This window comes from Kribbella monticola (assembly GCF_003261635.1).
GTDB lineage: Bacteria > Actinomycetota > Actinomycetes > Propionibacteriales > Kribbellaceae > Kribbella > Kribbella monticola.
Genome location: NZ_QFXK01000031.1, coordinates 333,263 through 351,392 on the forward strand (window position 1 = coordinate 333,263; position 18,130 = coordinate 351,392).

Sequence of the window (18,130 nt, forward strand, 5' to 3'; positions counted from 1 at the left end):
GGAAACAGATCAACTCCGCGGTCCGCCGATGGCTACCTTCGGTCTATCGGCCGCCCGCTGAGGGCGGGGAAGGGGTGGAGTCATGCGCGCATGGATTCTGGTCGTCATCGGGGCAGTTCTCCCGCTCGTGGGAGGTGCTTCGCTCGGCAGCATCACGACCACCGAGGGCTCGCACACGTGGTCCTATCCGGTCCAGCCGGCGGCCTTCCTGTGGATGTCGGTGGTTCTGGCGATCGCGCACCTGCTGGTCCTCGCCGGCTACCTCGAGGTGGCCCGGCGTACGACCGGCCTGGGCTCCACCCTCGCCATGGTCGGTGCGGCAGGGACCGTCGCCGTCGCTCTCTGCGAGTTGTGGTCCGGTCTCGTGGCCCGTACGGATCTCGAGGCGCCCGTGCTCACCGCACTCAATGTCGGCTACGCGATCAGCGGGCTGGTCATCGTCGTGGGCACGCTCGGAGGCGGGCTGGTGCTACGAGGTACCGGCTCCCGCTTCGCCCTCCCGCTCCTGGTCAACGGTTCGTTCCTTGTCGTCGCCCTGCTGGTCAGGTTCTTCGCGAGCGACGGGCTGGGGATCGCGGCCCTCACCGTGTGGAGCCTGTCGTACTGCTGGCTGGCGCTGAGCCTGAGGACGGAGTCGAAAGCGACGCAGACGGCGGTGTCGGGCTTACCAGCTGCCGGTTAGTTCTTTGCCGTACCAGCCCTCGATGAGGCGGCGGGAGATGGAGATGTTGCCGGGGAGGGCCATCGTGCCGGCCTCGACCAGTTCGGCGAGGTCGGCGCGGCTGAACCACTTGGCTTCGGCGATCTCGTCCTGATCCACGTTGATGTCGTAGCCGGTGGCGGTCGCGTAGAAGCCGAGCATCAGGCTGGACGGGAGCGGCCAGGGTTGGCTGCCGGCGTACTGGATGTCATCACCGATGACGACGCCGGTCTCCTCGAAGACCTCCCGGCGTACGGCGGCCTCCAGCGACTCTCCGGGCTCCACGAAGCCGGCGAGGGTCGAGTAGCGTCCCTCCGGCCACGCCTCGTTGCGGCCGAGCAGTGCGCGGTCCTGGTCGTCGGTGACGAGCACGATGATCGCCGGGTCGCTGCGCGGGAAGTGGCTCAGCCCGCACACGGGGCAGCGCCGTACGTGTCCCGCGTCCACTACCTCGGTGTGGTTGCCGCAGTTGGCGCAGTGCGTGTGTACGGCGTGCCAGTTGGACAGTCCGACCACGTTGACCGCGATCCCGGCCTCCCGGTCGTCCAGCACGCCACCGATCTCCCGCAGCCCGGCGTACGACTCGTCTGCCTCGCCGTCGACCAGTACTGCGAAGACAGCGCGCCCGTCAGCCGTCTGCCCGGCCCCGGCGACGCGGTCGATGCCCAGGAAGATCCGCACCCCCTCAGGCGCAGCAGCGGGCGGCACCAGGCGCAGCGACGTACGGTCGGGCTCCACTGCGAGCTTGTCGCCCATCACCAGCGTCACCTGCGTATCACCGGCCGCCCAGGCCTTCTCCAGCCACTCCACGTCGCGCCGCCGGTCGGCAGCACGGTCTAGTACGGAGCGGGACAGCGACAGGGAGCCGGGAGCGATCGAGTAAGCCACGTCCTCAACGTATCTCGACCGGCACCCATGGGAGGATCCCGGCATGAGTATTCACATCGCCGCCGAGAAGGGGCAGATCGCACCGCGCGTGCTGTTCCCCGGCGACCCACTGCGGGCCAAGTGGATCGCCGAGACCTACCTGTCCGACGTGATCTGCTACACCGAGATCCGGAACATGTTCGGGTTCACCGGCACCTACAAGGGTGAGCAGGTCTCCGTCCAGGGCTCCGGGATGGGTCAGGCGTCGGCCTCGATCTACGCCAACGAGCTGTTCGCCGAGTACGACGTACAGACGCTGATCCGGGTCGGTACCTGCGGCGCGCTCACCGAGAAGGTGAAGATCCGCGACGTGATCGTGGCGATGTCCGCCAGCACCGACTCGCAGATGAACCGGCTGCGCTTCCACGGCATCGACTACGCGCCGACCGCCGACTACCAGCTACTGCGCGCCGCCGCCGACGCCGCCGAGGCCGCGGGGCTCAACGTGCACGTCGGCCAGGTGTTCTCCGGTGACCTGTTCTACAACGACCGTCCCGACCTGGTGTCGCGTACGGCGGAGTACGGCGTACTGGGCATCGAGATGGAGGCAGCGGCGCTCTACACGCTGGCCGCCAAGTTCGGACGCCGCGCGCTCGGCATCATGACCGTGTCGGACCACCTGATCACCAAGGAGGAGACCAGCGCCGAGGAGCGCCAGACCACCTTCTCCGAGATGATCACCATCGCCCTCGACGCAGCGATCGGGGTGCCGGTCTGAACCGCTGGGGCGCCGTACTGCTGAGCACTGCCCTGCTCGCCGGTACTGCGGCCTGTTCCAGCGACAAGTCCACCTCCGCCGACAAGCCGGCCACTACCGCGCCTGCCTCTGACCAGCCCAGCTCCGGCTCAAGCTCCAGCCAGCCGACCGACAAGGCTACGGAGAGCTCGACAGCGCCCATCAAGGCGACGGCTGTCGTGGCCGGTCTGGCCAGTGCGGGCTACAAGTGCAGCAACGACGGCACGTACGCGATCTGTACTTCGGGGCCCGCAGCCGTCTGGGTGCTCACGGGTGATCACCCGCGGCCGCCGGTGGTGTCACTGCACTCCGCTGGTCCGGTGGCGACGGCGTCGGCGGCTATTGCCAAGGTGCTGCCGCAGGCGCTCGATATCGCGCACATCGGTCAGAGCCAGGAGATCACCGACTGGTTCGCGAAGCAGAACGGCAAGACGAGCGGACAGATGTCCGCTGGTGACTGGCAAGTCGACTACTCGGCAGAGATCGACACCGAGGAGCCGGGCGCGTCCCTGAGCCTGATGGACAAGCTCTGCAAGGCCAACTGCACCGCTGAATGACACAGGACGGTGGAACCGCTACTGACCAGCGGTTCCACCTCCTTGTACTGCGGCCCGCTGGTCAGGAGCCGGCTGAGGCGCCTGCGCTGGAGCTGACGACGATGGCGGCTGTGATCGCGGCCTGCATGTCCTGGACCGCCTTGCGCACGGCCTCCGCGGCCCACTCCGACTCGGCGATCTCCTTGGCCCGGCGCTTGAGCGCCTTCTTGTCGACGGCATCGGTGATGACCTTCGGCACCACGTTCAGGGCGTTCAGCAAGGCGATCAATGCGGCTGTGCGCTCGTCCGGTTGGGTACCGAGCTTGAGCACGCTCTCCAGCGCAGTACGGACCTCTGCCTCGTGCCGCGCATCCTTCGCCGGCCAGCGGGTGACCGGGAACAGCCCGAGCACGCGGCCCTTGTCCGCCTCCAGCACGCCGCGCTCCACGAGCCGGGCGAGGATCTGATCACGCAGCGTCTTCGACAGCTTGCTCATCAGGTTCTTGGGCTTCTGGCCCGACTTCTCCGCCAGCATCGCCAGTCGCTCGTCCAGGATCGCGTCGCCGGTCGACGACGTGTCCAGGACCTTCAGCCGGCCTTCCTTGACGTCGTCACCTGCTAGGGCGATGTCGACGCGGCCCAGCAGGGTCAGCTCGATCAGCACAGCGCCCGCGAGTGAGTAGTCCAGTCCGGGGTTACCGGTGATCGGCTTGCCGCTCTCGTCGTTGTACAGCAGCAACAGCAGGTCCTCTGCAATCAACATGCCGTCCAACGTACGGCCGACGCGCCTAGGCGGGCATCAACCATAGGTATTAGTCACTGCATCCTCCGCAAGACTGTTACTCGGCGCAGGTCGCGGTAGCGCTTCAGTGCTTGCCGTCGGGGTAGCGGTGGCCGTTGAGGGTGACCGGCTCGCCCAGCTCGGCAGCTACCTCGGTGAGGAAGTTGGGGCAGAAGTAGTACCAGCTGATCGAGCGAACCTTGCCGTCCTCCGCCACCACGCGCATCAGGTCGTTCACCGAGGCCCTGCCATCACTGTCGACGAGGCGAATCACCAGCACGGTTTCGCCCCAGAGGTCGACCACCTCGGCGGTGTAGCGGTACGGCTTGGTCAGGTCGAGGGTGTGCTCGATCGACCCGTCGCGCATCTGCTCCGCGCCGTACTCGTTCAGCATGCCGAGGATCTCGCTGTCCGCATCCTCCAGCAGCAGCGATGTCAGCCGCGGTACGTCGTACGCCGTGAACGCGTCGGCCACTGCGTCCAGGAGCCGCCGATCCGGTTCCGCCCGGCCTCGGAGCGAGACGGCGCGGTCGGGAGCGTCCAGGCGGGTCCGGCCGCGATGCAGGGCGGCCTTGACGGCGCCGGTACTCGTTCGGAGTACGTCGGCCACTTCTGCCAGGCTGAAGCCGAACAGGTCCTTCAGTGCGAGGGCGGCTCGTTCCTGTGGGGGCAGCAGTGTCACCAGTTCTCTCCAGGCGTCGCGGACCTCGATGGGGTCGGTAGTGGGCGGCGCGGTCTGCTCGGGGAGTTCGCTGGGCACCGGGAGCTGCTTGCGGTAGCCGTCGACGTAGGTGTTGGTGGCGACCCGGAACAGCCAGGCGCGCGGGTTCTGGATCGGCGCGTTGGCCTGCGCGGCCTGGTTGAAGGCTCGCGCGAGCGACTCCTGGACGAGATCCTCCGCGTCGTAGGCGTTCCCGGCCAGCCTGCGGCAGTAGGCGTAGAGGTCCTTCCGTAGCGGCTCCAGCCGGTCGAGGAAGTCCTTCCGGGCCTGCCTGGCAGCTCGGACCGCGGGCAGATCCAGTTCGGTGGTCACAGCTACATCTTGAACCGTCATACCTCTACCGACGGGTGGAGACGCCCGGAAGATACGGACGGATCCGGCTGTGGATAACTTCCGCGGGTCTCGACCGAAATCCGCCAAGCTTGTCGGGTGACGAGCGGAGAGCTGCGAACGGCGGAGGCCGGCGCGATGCCCAGGAGGGGTGGGCATCGGTACGAGGTGCTGGACGGGAAGCTGCTGGTGACCGGCGCTCAACCGCCGATCCACCACACCGCGGTGGTCGGGTTACTGGTCCGGCTGAAACAGGCCTGCCCGGCCGAGCTCCTGGTCACCGTCGGATCGCTCGACTTCCGGCCGGTGCCTGGCGTCTCGCTCCGCCCAGACCTGATGGTCTGCCGCCGCGACGAGGCCGGCCCGCAAATCGTCGTACGTCCTCCGCTGCTCGCCGTCGAAGTCATCTCCGCCAGCACGCGGGTCACGGACGTGGTCCTCAAACGCGCCCGCTACGAGCAGTACGGCGTCCCGTCGTACTGGCTCCTCGACCCCGACAACCACGAACTCACCGTCCTCCACCTCACCGACAACACCTACACCTGCCACACAGTCGCCCACTCCGACGAGCGCTTCGAGACGGACTTTCCCTTCTCCGTCAGCTTCTCCCCCACGCAACTGATGAGCTGAAAAATGGGGCGCCCCGGGGCAACCTGGGGCATTTGGAGAACTGCCCTATGCCTCCCTGACGTTGCTGAATCTGTCCGTATGCCCCACAGCACAACGGCCTGGAGTAGCTGTCCGCCCGACAGCGGCGAGTTCGCCTTGCTCAAGCGTGCGTCTACCAGGAGCGAGCGACCGTGAAGGGCGACGAGGAATATGAAGCCACGCTGCCGTCCCCGGTGCGGATTGTGCGTGCGGAGGTGGTGGATTAGTTGTTCAGCAAGGCGATGATGGCTTGTTTGCCGGGGAGGTTTTCGGGGTGGACTACGTCGCCGGTGCGGACGTAGTAGAAGGCGGCGGTGACCTGGTCGACGGGGATGCCGAGGAGTTCGGCCCAGGCGACGCGGTAGATGGCCAGCTGGAGTGGGTCGGCGGTTTCGGAGCGGCTGGTCTTCCAGTCGATCACCTCGTAGCCGCGGGAGCCGTCCGGGCGGACCACCTGGTAGACGGCGTCGATCCGGCCGCGGACCACCCGGCCGCCGATCGACAGGGCGAACGGGGCCTCGATCTCGTACGGCATCTTCTCGCCGTACGGGCCGACCCGGAACGCGTCCATCAGCTCGGTCAGATCCGTGTCGTCGACGATCCCCTCGTCCGCCGCGCCGGGCAGGTCGTCGGGGTCGATCAGGAACTGCTGGCCGAAGTAGCTCTCCACCCAGGCGTGGAACCTGGTGCCGAAACGCGCCGCCCGGTTGGGTTTGCGCGGCATCGGCCGGGCCAGCTCGGACGCGAGACCGTCCGGATCCTTCGCCAGCCGCATCACCTGCGTCGCGGACAACGAGGCCGGCAACTCCACGTCGTACGCCTGCCGGCTCCGGCTTTCCCTTGCCTCTGACAACAATCGCTCCAGCTCGGAGTCCCAGCGCGCCACCGTCGCCTGCTCGTCCAGCAGCAACGACTCCTCCGCGTCGAGCGACGGACCTTCGGCGCGGGCCAGTTGCACCAGCGCCACCGACTCGAGCCGCCGTTGGTACGCGTCCGCGTCGTACGGCGCGGGCCAGGGCGCCTGGGTCTGCTCGGCCAACTCGGGATTCTCCTCGGACAGCTCAGGCTGCTCCGCCCAGGAGATGACCCGCTCCCCCGCGTGCTGCTTCAGCACGTCCAGGTACTGCGAGGGTCCGCGCGGGCGCTTCTGCGTCGGGCCCCACCAGTGCCCGGTGGCGACCAGCAACTCCTTCGCGCGGGTGAACGCGACGTACCCGAGCCGGCGTTCCTCCAGCGAGTTGACCTCCTTGCACTCGTCGGCGAACGCCTTCAACCCGGCGTTCGACAGGTCGTGAAAGTCGGGCAGCGTGTCGGCGTCACCGCGAAGCGGCCAGGGCAGCACCTTCGCGTTGGTGGTCCATTTGTCCCGGCCGCGATCCGACGGGAACACCTTCTGCACCAGTGTCGGCACGAACACGACCGGCCACTCCAGCCCCTTCGACCGGTGCGTGGTGAGCAGCTTCACCGAGTCGGCTTCACTCGGTACGGCGAGGTCGAGGCCGGCCGCGTACTCCTCCTCGGCCGCCAGGTAGGCGAGCAACCCGTCGAGCGACCCGTCCGACTCGGTCGAGACAAAGTTGCCCACGGCATCGAGGAAGGCCGCCAGGTGATCACGCCGGCCGGAGTCCACGTGATCGGGCGTCGCGGTGAGCTCCACATCCAGGCCGATCGTGCTGATCACCCGGCGGACGAGATCGAGCAGCGGCTCACCGGCGTGCGCGCGCAAGTCACGCAACTCCGTCGACAACTCGCGGAACCGCGAGAGCGCCTCCGCTGAATATCCCCAACCCTCCGGCCCTGGGTCGTCCACGGCCTCGGCCAGTGAGATCACCTCGGTCGAGTCCATCCCGGCGACGGCTGCGTCCAGCGCCGCGACCAGATCGTCGGCGGCCGGGCGATCTCCTGCGTCGGCAAGGATGCGTGAGCGGTTCGCGAGCAAGGCCAGATCGCGGTGACCGATCCGGTACCGCGGGCCGGTCAGGATCCGGAGCATTGCCGCATTCGCCGTGAGGTCGTTGACGGCCTGCAGCGTGGCGACCACATCGACCACCTCGGGCAGCGCGAGCAATCCGCCGAGGCCGACCACCTCGACCGGCACCTTCCGCGAGATCAAGGCCTCGTGGACCGCACTGAGATCGGTGTTGGTCCGCATCAGGATGCCGATGTCCTTCCACCGGCGATTGGTGGTCTTGTGCGCGGCGACGATCGCGTCCGCGACCCACTCGATCTCCTGCGACCGCGTCTCGAACAGACCGACCGTGATCGCTCCCTCGGGCGCGTTCTCCGGTGCCTCCAGCGGGATCACGCCGGGATGCTGCTCGTACAGCTCGGCGGCGTGCTGGTTGGCCGCCGCCAGGATCTTGCTGCCACATCGACGGTTCACGCTGAGCACGTAGCGCCTCGCCGGCGTACCGTCCGCGTTCGGGAAGTGCTCGGGGAACTCGTCGAGGTTTGCCACTGACGCGCCGCGCCAGCCGTAGATCGCCTGGCAGGGATCGCCGACCGCCGTGACCGGGTGACCGCCGCCGGAAAAGAGCGCGGTCAACATCCGCCGCTGCGACACCGAGGTGTCCTGGTACTCGTCGAGCAGCACGACCCTGTACCGCGCCCGCTCGATCAGCGGGACCTCCGGGCACTCCTCGGCCAGCCGCGCGCCGAGTGCCATCTGATCGGCAAAGTCGACGACACCACGCTCGGCCTTGTATGCCTGGTACTCCTCGACCAACTGCAGGATCTCGTTGCGCTTCAGCGCGGTCTCGGCCAGCTTCTTCACGTCGACGGTCTGCTTGCGCGCGGCCGCCACCTCGGCCCGGACCGCCTCGTCGTGAGCCCGCACGTCATCGGCCCGGATCAGGTGGTCGGCAAGCTCGCCGTCGAGCGAGAGCAGGCTGTTCACCAGGGTCGGCACGTGGTGGGACGCAAAGCGGATCGGCCCCGCGGACCGGCGTACGACGCGTCCCGCCAGCTGGTACCTCGTTGCGTCGGCGAGCACCCGGACGTCGGGCTCGAGGCCGAGCCGCAGGCCGTGCTCGGCGATCAGGGTGCCGGCGAAGGCGTGGTACGTCGAGACGACCGGCTCGCCGGCCTCCTCGGTCTGCCAGGCGTCGAGGTTGCTGCGCAGGTGCGCGGCGAGAATCGGGTGCTGGTCAGGCGGCAGCGTCGATCCGAGCACACCGGCCTTGGTGAGGTCGTCGCGAATCCGTACGTCGAGTTCGTTCGCCGCCTTCTTGGTGAAGGTCAGCCCGAGCACCTCCTCCGGCTGGACCTGCCCCGTGCAGATCAGCCAGACGACCCGGGCAGCCATCGCCGTAGTCTTGCCGGACCCTGCGCCGGCCACGATCACGCCCGGCGCGAGCGGCGCGGTGATCGCCTGCAACTGCTGATCGCTGAACGGGATCTCGAGAAGATCGCACAGCTCAGCCGTCGAGGTGAGCTTCGCCCGGGTCACCGGCTGCTCCGCTCAGCCGCCGAGGTGAGCTTTGCGTCGGTCGTCGCACCCCGCCAAGGCTGGTGAGAGAAGAAAGCACCTACTCGCTTGTCACCCGCAGCATCGAACGGGCGCATCAGACGATCTCCCGGCCTTCGGGCTGGATCGGGCACAGGCCGCGGACGTCGCAGCGACTGCAGCCGTCGTTGCGTTTGGCAACGAATTCTTCCGAGCGGACCATGTCCGCAGCCTCCTCCACGGCTTCGTCCAGCCACGTGCGGCCGTCGTCGTCTGTTTCGAGTGGTGCCTGGCTCTGCACCTTCGGCAGGCCGATGTCGTCATGGCGCAGTTGCACCAGCTCGGCTCCGCCGCTGCGCGGGTCGTCTCCGAGCGCCTTCATCTGCCGGGACGTGATCGCGCGCTGGTAGATCGCCAACTGGACATGCCGCGCGAGGGCCGGCTTGGTCGGCATGTTCCGGCCGGTCTTCAGGTCGACCACCCGGATCGCACCGTCGCCGTCCTGCTCCAGGCGGTCCATCCGGCCCTTCACCTGGACGGCGGGCTTGTTCTCGTCGGGCAGCAGCACGTCGAACTCGACCTCGGTGCCGAGCAGTTTGCGGTCCGGCCGACCCTTGTGCCAGGCGACGAAGCGGCGCAGCGCGTCCTCGGCCTCGACCCGCTCGCGGTCGGAGATCCAGGTCGACTCGAACTCCAGCTGGGTCCAGACCTTGTCGAGCCACCCGTTCAGCTCGTCGATCTCCGGCGGCAACGCGCCGGTGGCAACCGCGTCCGCCAGTGTGTGCAGCACCATGCCGAACCCGATCGCCGACGTACTGGGGGTTTCGCCGCCCGCTCGACGTTGCAGGAACCAGCGCAGCGGGCAATCCACGATCGTCGTCAGGGCACTTCCGGTCAGCGGCACCGGCTTGTCCGGGTTCGCGACCGGACGCTCCGATCTGGTCCGCTCGCGCACGCCCCACCAGCGCTCGGGATTCGCCGTCGGGACCAGCGGATACTCGCGCTCGTCGACCGCGTCGGCCAACTGGGCGAGCCTGTCCGCCGCTACGCGCTTCAACGCGGGCGACGAGGCCGGATCGGAAAGCACACAGCGCAGGTCGGCGACCAGACCGGACAGTGACAACGGTCTACGTGGCCGTCCGGCGACCAACTTCAAAGGAATGTCGAGCTCTGCAAGGAATCGGGACGGTTGATCGCCGTCGGCCTCCGGCGCCTGCACCGCCGTGACGATCAGCCGCTCGCGGGCTCTGGTGATCGCGACGTAGAACAACCGTCTCTCCTCGGCCAGGAGCGCGCCCGCCGACAACGGCTCGACCAGGCCGTCTGGCCCGAGCCTGTCGGGCTCCAGCAAGGATCCGCGCCGCCGGAGGTCGGGCCACTGTCCTTCCTGCACGCTGGCCACGACGACCAGCCGCCACTGCAAGCCCTTGGAACGGTGTGCCGTCATCAACTGTACACCGGCTTCCCGGTACGTCGCGTCGAACCGGTTGTCGGCGGCGATCTCCAGCGATTCGAGCTCACTGAGGAACGCCGAGACACCCTTGAATCCGACCTGCTCCTCGGCCCGGCTGGCGGCATCGAACAACGCGCAGAGCGAATCGAGGTCCCGGTTGGCCGCGCGGGCGGTCTCACCGCCGCTGTTGGCCTGACCGCGAAGCCGGCGCAACCAGGGCGACTCGGACCACAACGACCACATCACCTCGTCCGGCGCGGCCCCGGCCATCAGGATATTCCTTGCCTTGAGCAACCTTTCGCCGAGCGCGACGAACCTCGCCTCGGCGGGTGAGGCCTGCTCGTCCAGGAGCAGCGGGTTGAGCAGAGCTTCGCGGAGCAGCTCGTCGGACGATCGCGGCAACCGTTGACCATTGGCGGCCTCGCGATCGCGCTTCCGCAGTACGCGGGCCAGTCGCCTAAGCTGCCCCGCGTCCATCGCGCCCAGTGGGGACAGTGCCAGCGCGCGGACCACGTCGACTGTCAACGTGACTGGATCCGCGACAGCTCTCAAGGCGAGCAACATGGGGCGTACTGCGGGCTCGCGCGACAAGGGCAACTCGTCGCCGGCGATGTCGACCGGGATGCCTGCGGCCGCCAACGCGCGGCGTAGCGGTGGGATCGACCAGGTGCCCGAGCGGACCAGGACGGCCATCTCGTGCCAGCCGACGCCGTCCTGCACGTGGGCGCGCCGGAGCAGGTCGGCGATGTGCTCGAGCTCGGCACCGCTGGTGGAGTAGAGGTTGGCCTCGACCTTTCCCGGCCCGAACACGCAACTGCTGGCATCCGGGTTGCGGAACCGGTCGAAGGTGTCGCGGTCGAGGGTGCCGGGCACGCCCAGGCGGTTGACGACGTTGCGGGAGACGCGTAACAGCGTCGTACCGAATCTTCTGGTTGTTGCCAGGGCGATCTGGGCTGCCTGGTCGCCCGACGCAGTACGGAACTCGTCGGTGAAGCGGAGCAGGCCGCGGACGTCGGCGCCGCGAAAGGTGTAGATCGATTGGTCGGGGTCGCCGACCACGACGAGGTCACGGCCGTCGCCGGCGATCGCCTGCAACAGCTTAGTCTGACCGGGGTCGGTGTCCTGATACTCGTCGACGAAGACGACCTTGAACTCCTCGCGGAGCTTGGCCTGTACTTCGGGTTGCTGGGCCAGGATGACCGCGCGGTGGATCAGCTCGGAGTAGTCCAGCACCTGCTCGTGGTCAAGGATCTGCAGGTACTCCTCGAAGAAGTCGCCGACCGCGACCCACTCCGAACGGCTCGCCGACTGCCCGATCGCGGACAGGTCCTCCGGGTCGAGCCCGAGCTGCCGGGCCTTGCCGATCACGGCCTGCACCTCGTCGGTGAAGCCGCGCGTCTTGAGCGCCGGGTGCAGGCTGCTCGGCCACTTCGTCATACCGACCTCGCGGCTGCCGGCCAGCGCTTCGCTCAATCGCAGCGACTGCTCGGGACCCGACGGCAGCCGGAGCGGAACGTCGAAGGCGTCGGGCGGCGTGAATCTTCTGAGCAGGGCATAACAGAACGAGTGGAACGTCATCGACGGCATGACGCGCGTCGTCCGGCCGAGACGAGCGGTGATGCGATCGCGAAGCTCGGTCGCTGCTTTGCGTCCGAAGGTGAGGACCAGCACTTGGTCCGGGCTCAGCCCTCTATTGCTGACACGGTCGACGACGGCCTCGACCAGCGTCGTCGTCTTGCCGGTACCAGGGCCGGCGAGAACGAGAAGTGGACCACCCGGGTGGTCCACGACGGCTTGCTGGTCAGCATCCAGCACGGGCCGTGGGTGCTGCTCGCCCACACGCCCGGCCGGCTTCACCAGCCGGTATCGAGAACCTGTTCTACTGACCACCACCCCATCCCATCAGAGGCTTCCGACAATTCGTGACGACACCCGGCCGCGGGCACCGGACTTCCCGGTATACGGACGGTTTCAGCGTCCGACGGAGACCTCACTGACCGGCAGCCACGCACTGAGCTTCGTCCCGCAGCCCGGGGTGGAGGAGATCGTCAGGGTCCCGTTGTGGACCCGGACCCGTTCGTACATTCCGGTCAGCCCGTGTCGCCCGGACCGGTCACCGTCAGGATCGAAGCCCGTCCCGTCGTCGGTGACGCACACGCGGACGCCGTTGCCGGAGGTGATCTCGACAATCACCTCGACCGCGCTCGCCCCGGCGTGCTTGATCACGTTGGTCAACGCTTCCTGCACCAACCGGTACGCCGTGAGTTGGATGCCGTCCGGAATCCCGGCGGCGCCACCCCGCAGCTCGAACGCTACCGGCAGTCCCTGCTCCAGCAGGCCGTTCGCGAGCTCAGCGATCTCGTCGAGCCCTGGTTGCGGTGCCAGCGCCGGATCGGGGCGGCCTTCCGCGTCACGAAGCGCGGACAGCATCCGGTCCAGCTCACCGAGAGCCCGGCGACCGGCGTCCCCGATGCGCTGAAACCCGGCCAGTACCTCGTCGAGGTCACGCTGGGCCAGGTCAGGACCGGTCTCGGCCTGGATCACCATCAGGTTCACGTGATGCGCGACCACGTCGTGCAGATCCCGGGCGATCTCGGAGCGCCCCTCGAGCAGGATCTGGGTCTCCTCGCGCTGCCGGTTCTGTTCCTCGAGCTCGACCTCACGCAGCCGCGCGACCCTGGTCCGCTGGTACAGCCGGCCGACGACGCCGAGGCAGACCGGCAATAGCAGGATCGCCGAGAGGGTGACCGGCCATTGCCGGCCGACCAGCTCTTGGTAGTCCCAATTGGTCTCGAGCCCTTCCGATGGGAACCATCGGTTCCGGACCACCGGGAAGAGCGTGGAGATCAGACCGAAGCCGGCTGTAGCCGCGACAATCGGTGGAGCCGCCAAGGCGACGACTGCCACCGGCAACGCGACCGGCAGTGGGCGGAGGACGGCCAGTGTGTACAGCGCGATCGCGAGGGCGATCAGGAGCGTCCAGCGCTCCTCCGTCTGCCAGTAGGTCAGCAGTCCGGCCGCCGCCATGACGACGACAGGCACCTCGGGGCAGAGCCGCCGTAGTACGAGTGTGAATGGTGCGAACCCGATCGCGTACTGCATCCAGTGCGGAGCGGTCCACCAGTTGCCGAGGCTCTTGCCGTGCCAGATGTCCATCAGGAGCAGTGAAGCCATCGCCGTAGCCAGCAGGAGATCGACAGCGATTGCGTGATCCGGCTCGCCCAGCACCCGGCGTACGTCGTCAAAGCGTTCGCCGGTGGTGGCCAGCACTCGCGGCCGGTTCCACCGGTGCAGAGCGGCCAGCCCGGCCAGGCCCGCGAATGCCAGTGCGGCCGAGACCCACCAGGGCCAGGACATGTTGGCGATCTGGTCGTAGACCGCTGATGGGGTCCGTCCAGTCGACCCGTGAGAGCCGTCCGGACTCGTGAACTCCTGGAAGATCTCCGGGTACAGGTCCCAGGCCAGGATCCCGATGGAACTAGAGGCCAGCAGCGGGGCGATGGCGACAACCGCCGTGACGCCGACGGTGGGCACAGCCCGGCAGCGGCCGGCCAGGGACCACAGTGCGAGCGTGCAGCCGATCAGCAGCACCCAGTCGGTCTCTCCGAGCAGTAGCGAGGTGTAGGCGCCGAGCGCCAGACCGGCCGAGGCCAGCACCGGATCCACGCGGCGGATCGCGATCAGCGCGGGCGCGACCGCAACGATCACCTGGAGCGCGATCGGCGCGTACGGCCAGCCGTGCTGGGACTGGATGATCCGCACCTGGGTGACGGCGAGCCCGGCGATCGCCAGCAGGACGTCCAGCGTAAAGGCGTCGCGAACCACCCGGCGGCTGATCGCTGCCATCAGCCGGGCTCCGTGCCCTCGCCGTACCGGCGCGATCGCTTCGTTCACCTCTTCATTCTGTGGCCCGACCAGGCCCAGGCCGTCACTCTTGAGAGTGATACCGACTCCTGGCGGGTCGAGGTGTGCGATGGTTCACCTTGGCGGATGTATAAATCGTTCATATAAATCGGTTATGTTCCTGAGGTGAGCCGACAAGAACCTGCTCGTCGCCCTTCCACTGCCATCGGGGCAGCGCTTTACGGACTGGCCCTCAAGGCTGTGCGACGCAGTCCCCGTGAGATGACCCTGACCTCCTCTTCCACCCTGGCCACTCTGGACCGGACCGGCCCACGACGAATCACCGATCTGGCCGTGCGCGAGGGAGTCACCCAGCCCGCGATGACCGTCCTGGTTCGGGTGATGGAGGAATCCGGACTGGTCGAGCGGAGAGGCGACCCGGCCGACAAGCGGGTCACATTGGTGGCGCTGACCGAGGCCGGTACGGCGTACGTGCGCGCGCGGCGCCGGGCGGGTGTCGACGAGTTCGTCCGCTTGATCGACCAACTCGAGGACGACGAGGTCGAGGCGCTCGCAGCAGCACTTCCGGCGCTGCAACATCTCGCAGCGCTCGACAGCCAAGAGCGAGAAGAGCCGAAGCAATGACCGGGCAGCCGACGAGCACGACTCCCGAGCACTCCGCAACGCGGCTGCTGGTGCCCGCCCTGATGTTCATAGCGCTGGTCGTGGCGGCAGTCGCCAGCCTCGGGACGCCGCTCATCACCAGCGTGGCGACGACGTTCCACGTCTCACTCGACAACGCGCAGTGGACGCTGACCATCGCGCTGCTGAGTGGAGCCGTCGCGACGCCCGTCCTCGGCCGGCTCGGAGCCGGCCCGCATCGACGGGCCACGATTCTCGCCACGCTGGCGATCGTCGTCGCCGGCAGTGCGCTCACTGTGCTGCCGTTGCCGTTCGCGTGGCTGCTCGTCGGGAGGGCGGCCCAAGGCGTCGGGCTCGGTCTGACGGCGCTGATGATGGGCGTGGCCCGCGACCATCTCCCCGAGGAGCGCAGCGCGCCCACCATCGCCCTGATCTCGGTGGTCTCGATCATCGGGGCCGGTGTTGGCTATCCTCTCGCCGCGCTGCTCGCGGAGTTCGGCGGGCTGCGCGTCGCCTACGGCCTCGGCCTGGTCGTCACCGCCGTCGCTTTCGTGACCGCCTGGCGCTCTGTACCCAAAGCCCCTGAGGGCCGCTCCGCCCATTTCGACATGGCGGGAGCGCTCCTTCTCGCGGGTGGTTTGTTCCTCATTCTGTTCCTCGCGAGCGAGACGAGTCTGTGGAGCCATCATCTGGTCCTCGCGGTGGTCCTCGCCGTCGTTGCTGTGCTCTTGCTCTGCGTCTGGACCCTCACCGAGCTTCGCAGCAAGACGCCGTTGGTCGACGTCCGCGCGGTACGGCACCCGGCGGTCGCCGGCGCGAACCTCGCCATGTTCGTCGGCGGGATCGGCATGTACCTCCTGCTCACGCTCATCACCCGGTACGCGCAAACGCCACACAGCGCCGGCTACGGCTTCGGCCTGACCACCTTCGTCGCCGGGCTGGTTCTCGTCCCGTTCTCTGTCCTGGGATTCGTCGCCGGCAAGCTCACGCCTCGGGTGCGTAAGCGGATCAACGGCCCCCTGCTCTTGGCCGGCAGCGCCGTCGTCGTCGGCGCCGGGTTCGTCCTCTTCGCAGCAGCGCGCTCGAACCTGCTCGAACTGTTCGCGGCGATGGGCGTCCTCGGTTTCGGCGTCGGCAGTTTCTCGGCAGCCATGCCCGGCGTCATCCTGGCCGTCACCCCCAAGAGCGAAACGTCGAGCGCCATGAGCTTCAACTACGTCGTCCGCAGCGTCGGCTACTCCCTAGGCAGCGCCACAGGAGGCCTGGTCCTGGCCGCCGGCACCAACCCGGGCCGGCTCTTCCCGACCAACGGCGCCTACACAACCGCAGCACTGGTTGGCACCGCGGCGATGGCAATCACAACAATCACCAGCCTCACCCTCGCCCGCCTCCACTCCCGCGACACCACGCCGACCGACGCGCAGCGCGAGGACCGGTCGAGTCGATAGCCGGCGCCCGTCGCGCCGCGCCAACCGGCCTGGCGGCTGACCGATGCTGTGGCGCCCGTAGCTGGTCGCCGGGACGTGGCAGGCTGGCAGTTCACCTGAACGGAGTTCGTGTGTTCAATCATGAGCCGGTTGGCTATCGGTGCCCGTTCTGTTTGGTGGCGGCAGGCGGGGAGGATCAGCTGACTTCGCGCGACGATGTGGTGCTGGAGTCGTCGCGGGCGTTCGCGTTCGTGTCGTCGCGCTGGTGGCCCAACAACCGCGGCCACGTGCTCGTCGCTCCGCGGGCTCACCACGAGAACTTGTACGACCTGCCCGCCGCCGACGGGTACGCAGTACACGATCTGGTCCGCGAGGTCGCGATCGCGATTCGTTCGACGTACGGCTGCACGGGCGTCTCAACGCGCCAGCACAACGAGCCCGACGGGTACCAGGACGTGTGGCACCTCCACGTCCACGTCTTTCCTCGCTATGCCGACGACAATCTCTACAACACTCGCCACTTGGCAACCCCGGCGACTCCGGACGAGCGCGCGCCGTACAGCCACAAGCTGCGGAGGTACTTCGCTGATGCGAAGGGATGAGGGACTGCGAGCAGAGCTGATCGGCCGGATGACCACCGACGGCGAGGCGGTGCGCGCGTACCTCGCGTCGGCGGACGAGTACCGCGCTGAGTTCGCTGCGCGACCGGAAGCGTCCGGCAGCATCGATTGGCCGTACGGGTTACTCGAATGGCGACCGCCGGAGACCGCACCGGCGACGGTGCGCCGGGTGATCACCGTCGTTCACGAGAACGCCGAGCGACTGGGTCACATCATCACGCAGTACGGCGAATGGCCGGGCAGGTCGCTCGTCGGCGAGGACGGGGCCGACGCGGCATGGCTCATCCTCCAGCATTGCGGCTCCGGTGTGCCCACTGTCGGTACGCCGGAGCTGCTGGCGTTCCAGCGGCGTTGCCTCCCGCTCCTCGAGCAAGCCGCGGCGATCGGCGAGGCGCACCCTCGCCACCTCGCGCACATAGCCGACAACCTGCACGCACGCGCCGACGAGCCACCGGAGTTCGCAGTACTCACGTCCGCGTACTCCGTCGTCGATGGTCAGCCGATCTTCAGCCGTCCCCTCGATCTCCGCGCCGTCGATCGCCGCCGAGGCGAGATCGGCCTGCTCCCATTGGCCGAGGACGTCCGCCGACGGGCATTCGGCGACCCCTTGTCGCCCATCGCCCCCGGCCTACCGGAGCCGTGGCCGGCGCTGGACCGCTGAGGTGCTGAAGTTCTCCCGGCCGTGTGGGATGACTGGCGCGCGAGCGTTGGCGCTATGACCTGACTCGGTCGAATCGTGGGCGCTGAAGTTTGGTTGTTGCTTCTGGTCGATCCGCTGGCTTGGGTGAGTGCGAGTAGTGCCGGATCCGGGCTCGTACGCATCAAGGTCCAGCTGAGCGACGTCCGCGAGCTGCGCAGCTAGGCGCGACGAAGGAGCGCCGCCAACGGGCGGGTGGGAGCAGCGACGCAGGAGCTGCGCGGGGGCTGTTCGTAGTACGAAGTCAGTCGTCGTTTGGGGTCCAGCGGACGGCGTTGAGGTTTACTTTGCCGTTGGTTACTCGGACTCCGTCGCCGCGGAGGAGTTCTAGCTGGGTGTCGCCGACTTCTTCGGCGGGGATGCCGCTGGCTCGGATGACGCGCCACCAGGGGACGCCGCCGCCGTACTCGCGCATGATGGCGCCGACCTGGCGGGGGCCGCCTTGGCCTACGTAGGTGGCGATGTCGCCGTAGGTCGCGACGCTGCCGGGTGGGATCGACTCGACGGCGAGCAGGACTGCTTCGACGTATTCCTCCCTGTCCACGGACAAAAGGTAGCTGCCCGCGCCGACAGAATCGGTGCGCGGGCGGCGTACGGGTCAAACGAGCGACCCCGAAGATGGCG

Annotated in this window: 15 protein-coding genes; 8 read left to right on the forward strand and 7 right to left on the reverse strand. The window is 68.0% G+C overall.

Translation table 11 applies throughout. The features are described from left to right. Nucleotides 1-82: 82 nt before the first annotated feature. Nucleotides 83-682: a hypothetical protein gene (locus DIZ26_RS20925; RefSeq protein WP_112243996.1), complete on the forward strand. Its 600-nt coding sequence runs from the start codon at nt 83-85 to the stop codon at nt 680-682. Here DIZ26_RS20925 and nudC read toward each other — a convergent pair. Beyond that, nucleotides 665-1,588, reverse strand: a complete 924-nt coding sequence (gene nudC, locus DIZ26_RS20930) for an NAD(+) diphosphatase (protein ID WP_112243998.1) — start codon at nt 1,586-1,588, stop codon at nt 665-667. The genes DIZ26_RS20925 and nudC overlap by 18 nt on opposite strands. Nucleotides 1,589-1,631: 43 nt before the next feature. On the opposite strand from nudC, the gene deoD reads away from it, so the two are divergent. After that, a complete protein-coding gene (gene deoD / locus DIZ26_RS20935; RefSeq protein ID WP_112244000.1) occupies nt 1,632-2,345 on the forward strand; it encodes a purine-nucleoside phosphorylase in 714 nt (237 codons plus the stop codon). A 197-nt stretch (nt 2,346-2,542) separates the two neighbouring features. Further along, a complete protein-coding gene (locus DIZ26_RS20940) occupies nt 2,543-2,920 on the forward strand; it encodes a hypothetical protein (protein ID WP_232828490.1) in 378 nt (125 codons plus the stop codon). 61 nt (nt 2,921-2,981) lie between these two features. Here DIZ26_RS20940 and DIZ26_RS20945 read toward each other — a convergent pair whose 3' ends face one another. After that, nucleotides 2,982-3,662 (reverse strand): GOLPH3/VPS74 family protein, encoded by a 681-nt coding sequence (locus tag DIZ26_RS20945; protein WP_112244490.1) that lies wholly within the window; start codon nt 3,660-3,662, stop codon nt 2,982-2,984. Between the two features lie 103 nt (nt 3,663-3,765). Then, on the reverse strand, nt 3,766-4,713 hold the full coding sequence (locus DIZ26_RS20950) for a sigma-70 family RNA polymerase sigma factor (protein WP_157979769.1): 948 nt from the start codon (nt 4,711-4,713) through the stop codon (nt 3,766-3,768). 117 nt (nt 4,714-4,830) lie between these two features. Between DIZ26_RS20950 and DIZ26_RS20955 the strand changes: the two genes are divergently transcribed. Beyond that, nucleotides 4,831-5,361, forward strand: coding sequence for a Uma2 family endonuclease (locus tag DIZ26_RS20955; RefSeq protein ID WP_232828491.1), 531 nt, complete (start codon nt 4,831-4,833; stop codon nt 5,359-5,361). 241 nt (nt 5,362-5,602) lie between these two features. On the opposite strand, the gene DIZ26_RS20960 is transcribed toward DIZ26_RS20955, so the two are convergent. The 3 genes from DIZ26_RS20960 to DIZ26_RS20970 form a co-directional block, all read right to left on the reverse strand. Further along, nucleotides 5,603-8,827, reverse strand: a complete 3,225-nt coding sequence (locus DIZ26_RS20960) for an ATP-dependent DNA helicase (protein WP_112244008.1) — start codon at nt 8,825-8,827, stop codon at nt 5,603-5,605. Between the two features lie 115 nt (nt 8,828-8,942). After that, nucleotides 8,943-12,092 carry an ATP-dependent helicase gene (locus tag DIZ26_RS20965; RefSeq protein ID WP_232828492.1) on the reverse strand — a complete coding sequence of 1,050 codons (3,150 nt, stop codon included), beginning with the start codon at nt 12,090-12,092 and terminating at the stop codon, nt 8,943-8,945. A gap of 156 nt (nt 12,093-12,248) precedes the next feature. Beyond that, nucleotides 12,249-14,171 (reverse strand): sensor histidine kinase, encoded by a 1,923-nt coding sequence (locus DIZ26_RS20970; protein WP_112244010.1) that lies wholly within the window; start codon nt 14,169-14,171, stop codon nt 12,249-12,251. Nucleotides 14,172-14,402: 231 nt separating this feature from the next. Here DIZ26_RS20970 and DIZ26_RS20975 point away from each other — a divergent pair, with 231 nt between their 5' ends. The 4 genes from DIZ26_RS20975 (at nt 14,403) to DIZ26_RS20990 (ending at nt 17,470) form a co-directional block, all read left to right on the forward strand. Further along, entirely contained in the window at nt 14,403-14,765 is a 363-nt protein-coding gene (locus tag DIZ26_RS20975) for a MarR family winged helix-turn-helix transcriptional regulator (RefSeq protein ID WP_112244012.1), read from the forward strand. Further along, complete coding sequence (locus DIZ26_RS20980) at nt 14,762-16,210, forward strand: MFS transporter (protein WP_112244014.1); 1,449 nt, start codon at nt 14,762-14,764, stop codon at nt 16,208-16,210. The genes DIZ26_RS20975 and DIZ26_RS20980 overlap by 4 nt, the downstream gene beginning before the upstream one ends. 110 nt (nt 16,211-16,320) lie before the next feature. After that, entirely contained in the window at nt 16,321-16,791 is a 471-nt protein-coding gene (locus DIZ26_RS20985; RefSeq protein ID WP_112244016.1) for an HIT family protein, read from the forward strand. Next, a complete protein-coding gene (locus tag DIZ26_RS20990) occupies nt 16,778-17,470 on the forward strand; it encodes a DUF6624 domain-containing protein (RefSeq protein WP_157979770.1) in 693 nt (230 codons plus the stop codon). Before DIZ26_RS20985 ends, DIZ26_RS20990 begins: the two co-directional genes overlap by 14 nt. Before the next feature lie 280 nt (nt 17,471-17,750). On the opposite strand, the gene DIZ26_RS20995 is transcribed toward DIZ26_RS20990, so the two are convergent. Beyond that, the gene (locus DIZ26_RS20995) at nt 17,751-18,050 is read right to left on the reverse strand and encodes an MGMT family protein (protein ID WP_112244020.1); all 300 of its coding nucleotides are present in this window, start codon (nt 18,048-18,050) and stop codon (nt 17,751-17,753) included. Nucleotides 18,051-18,130: the final 80 nt, after the last annotated feature.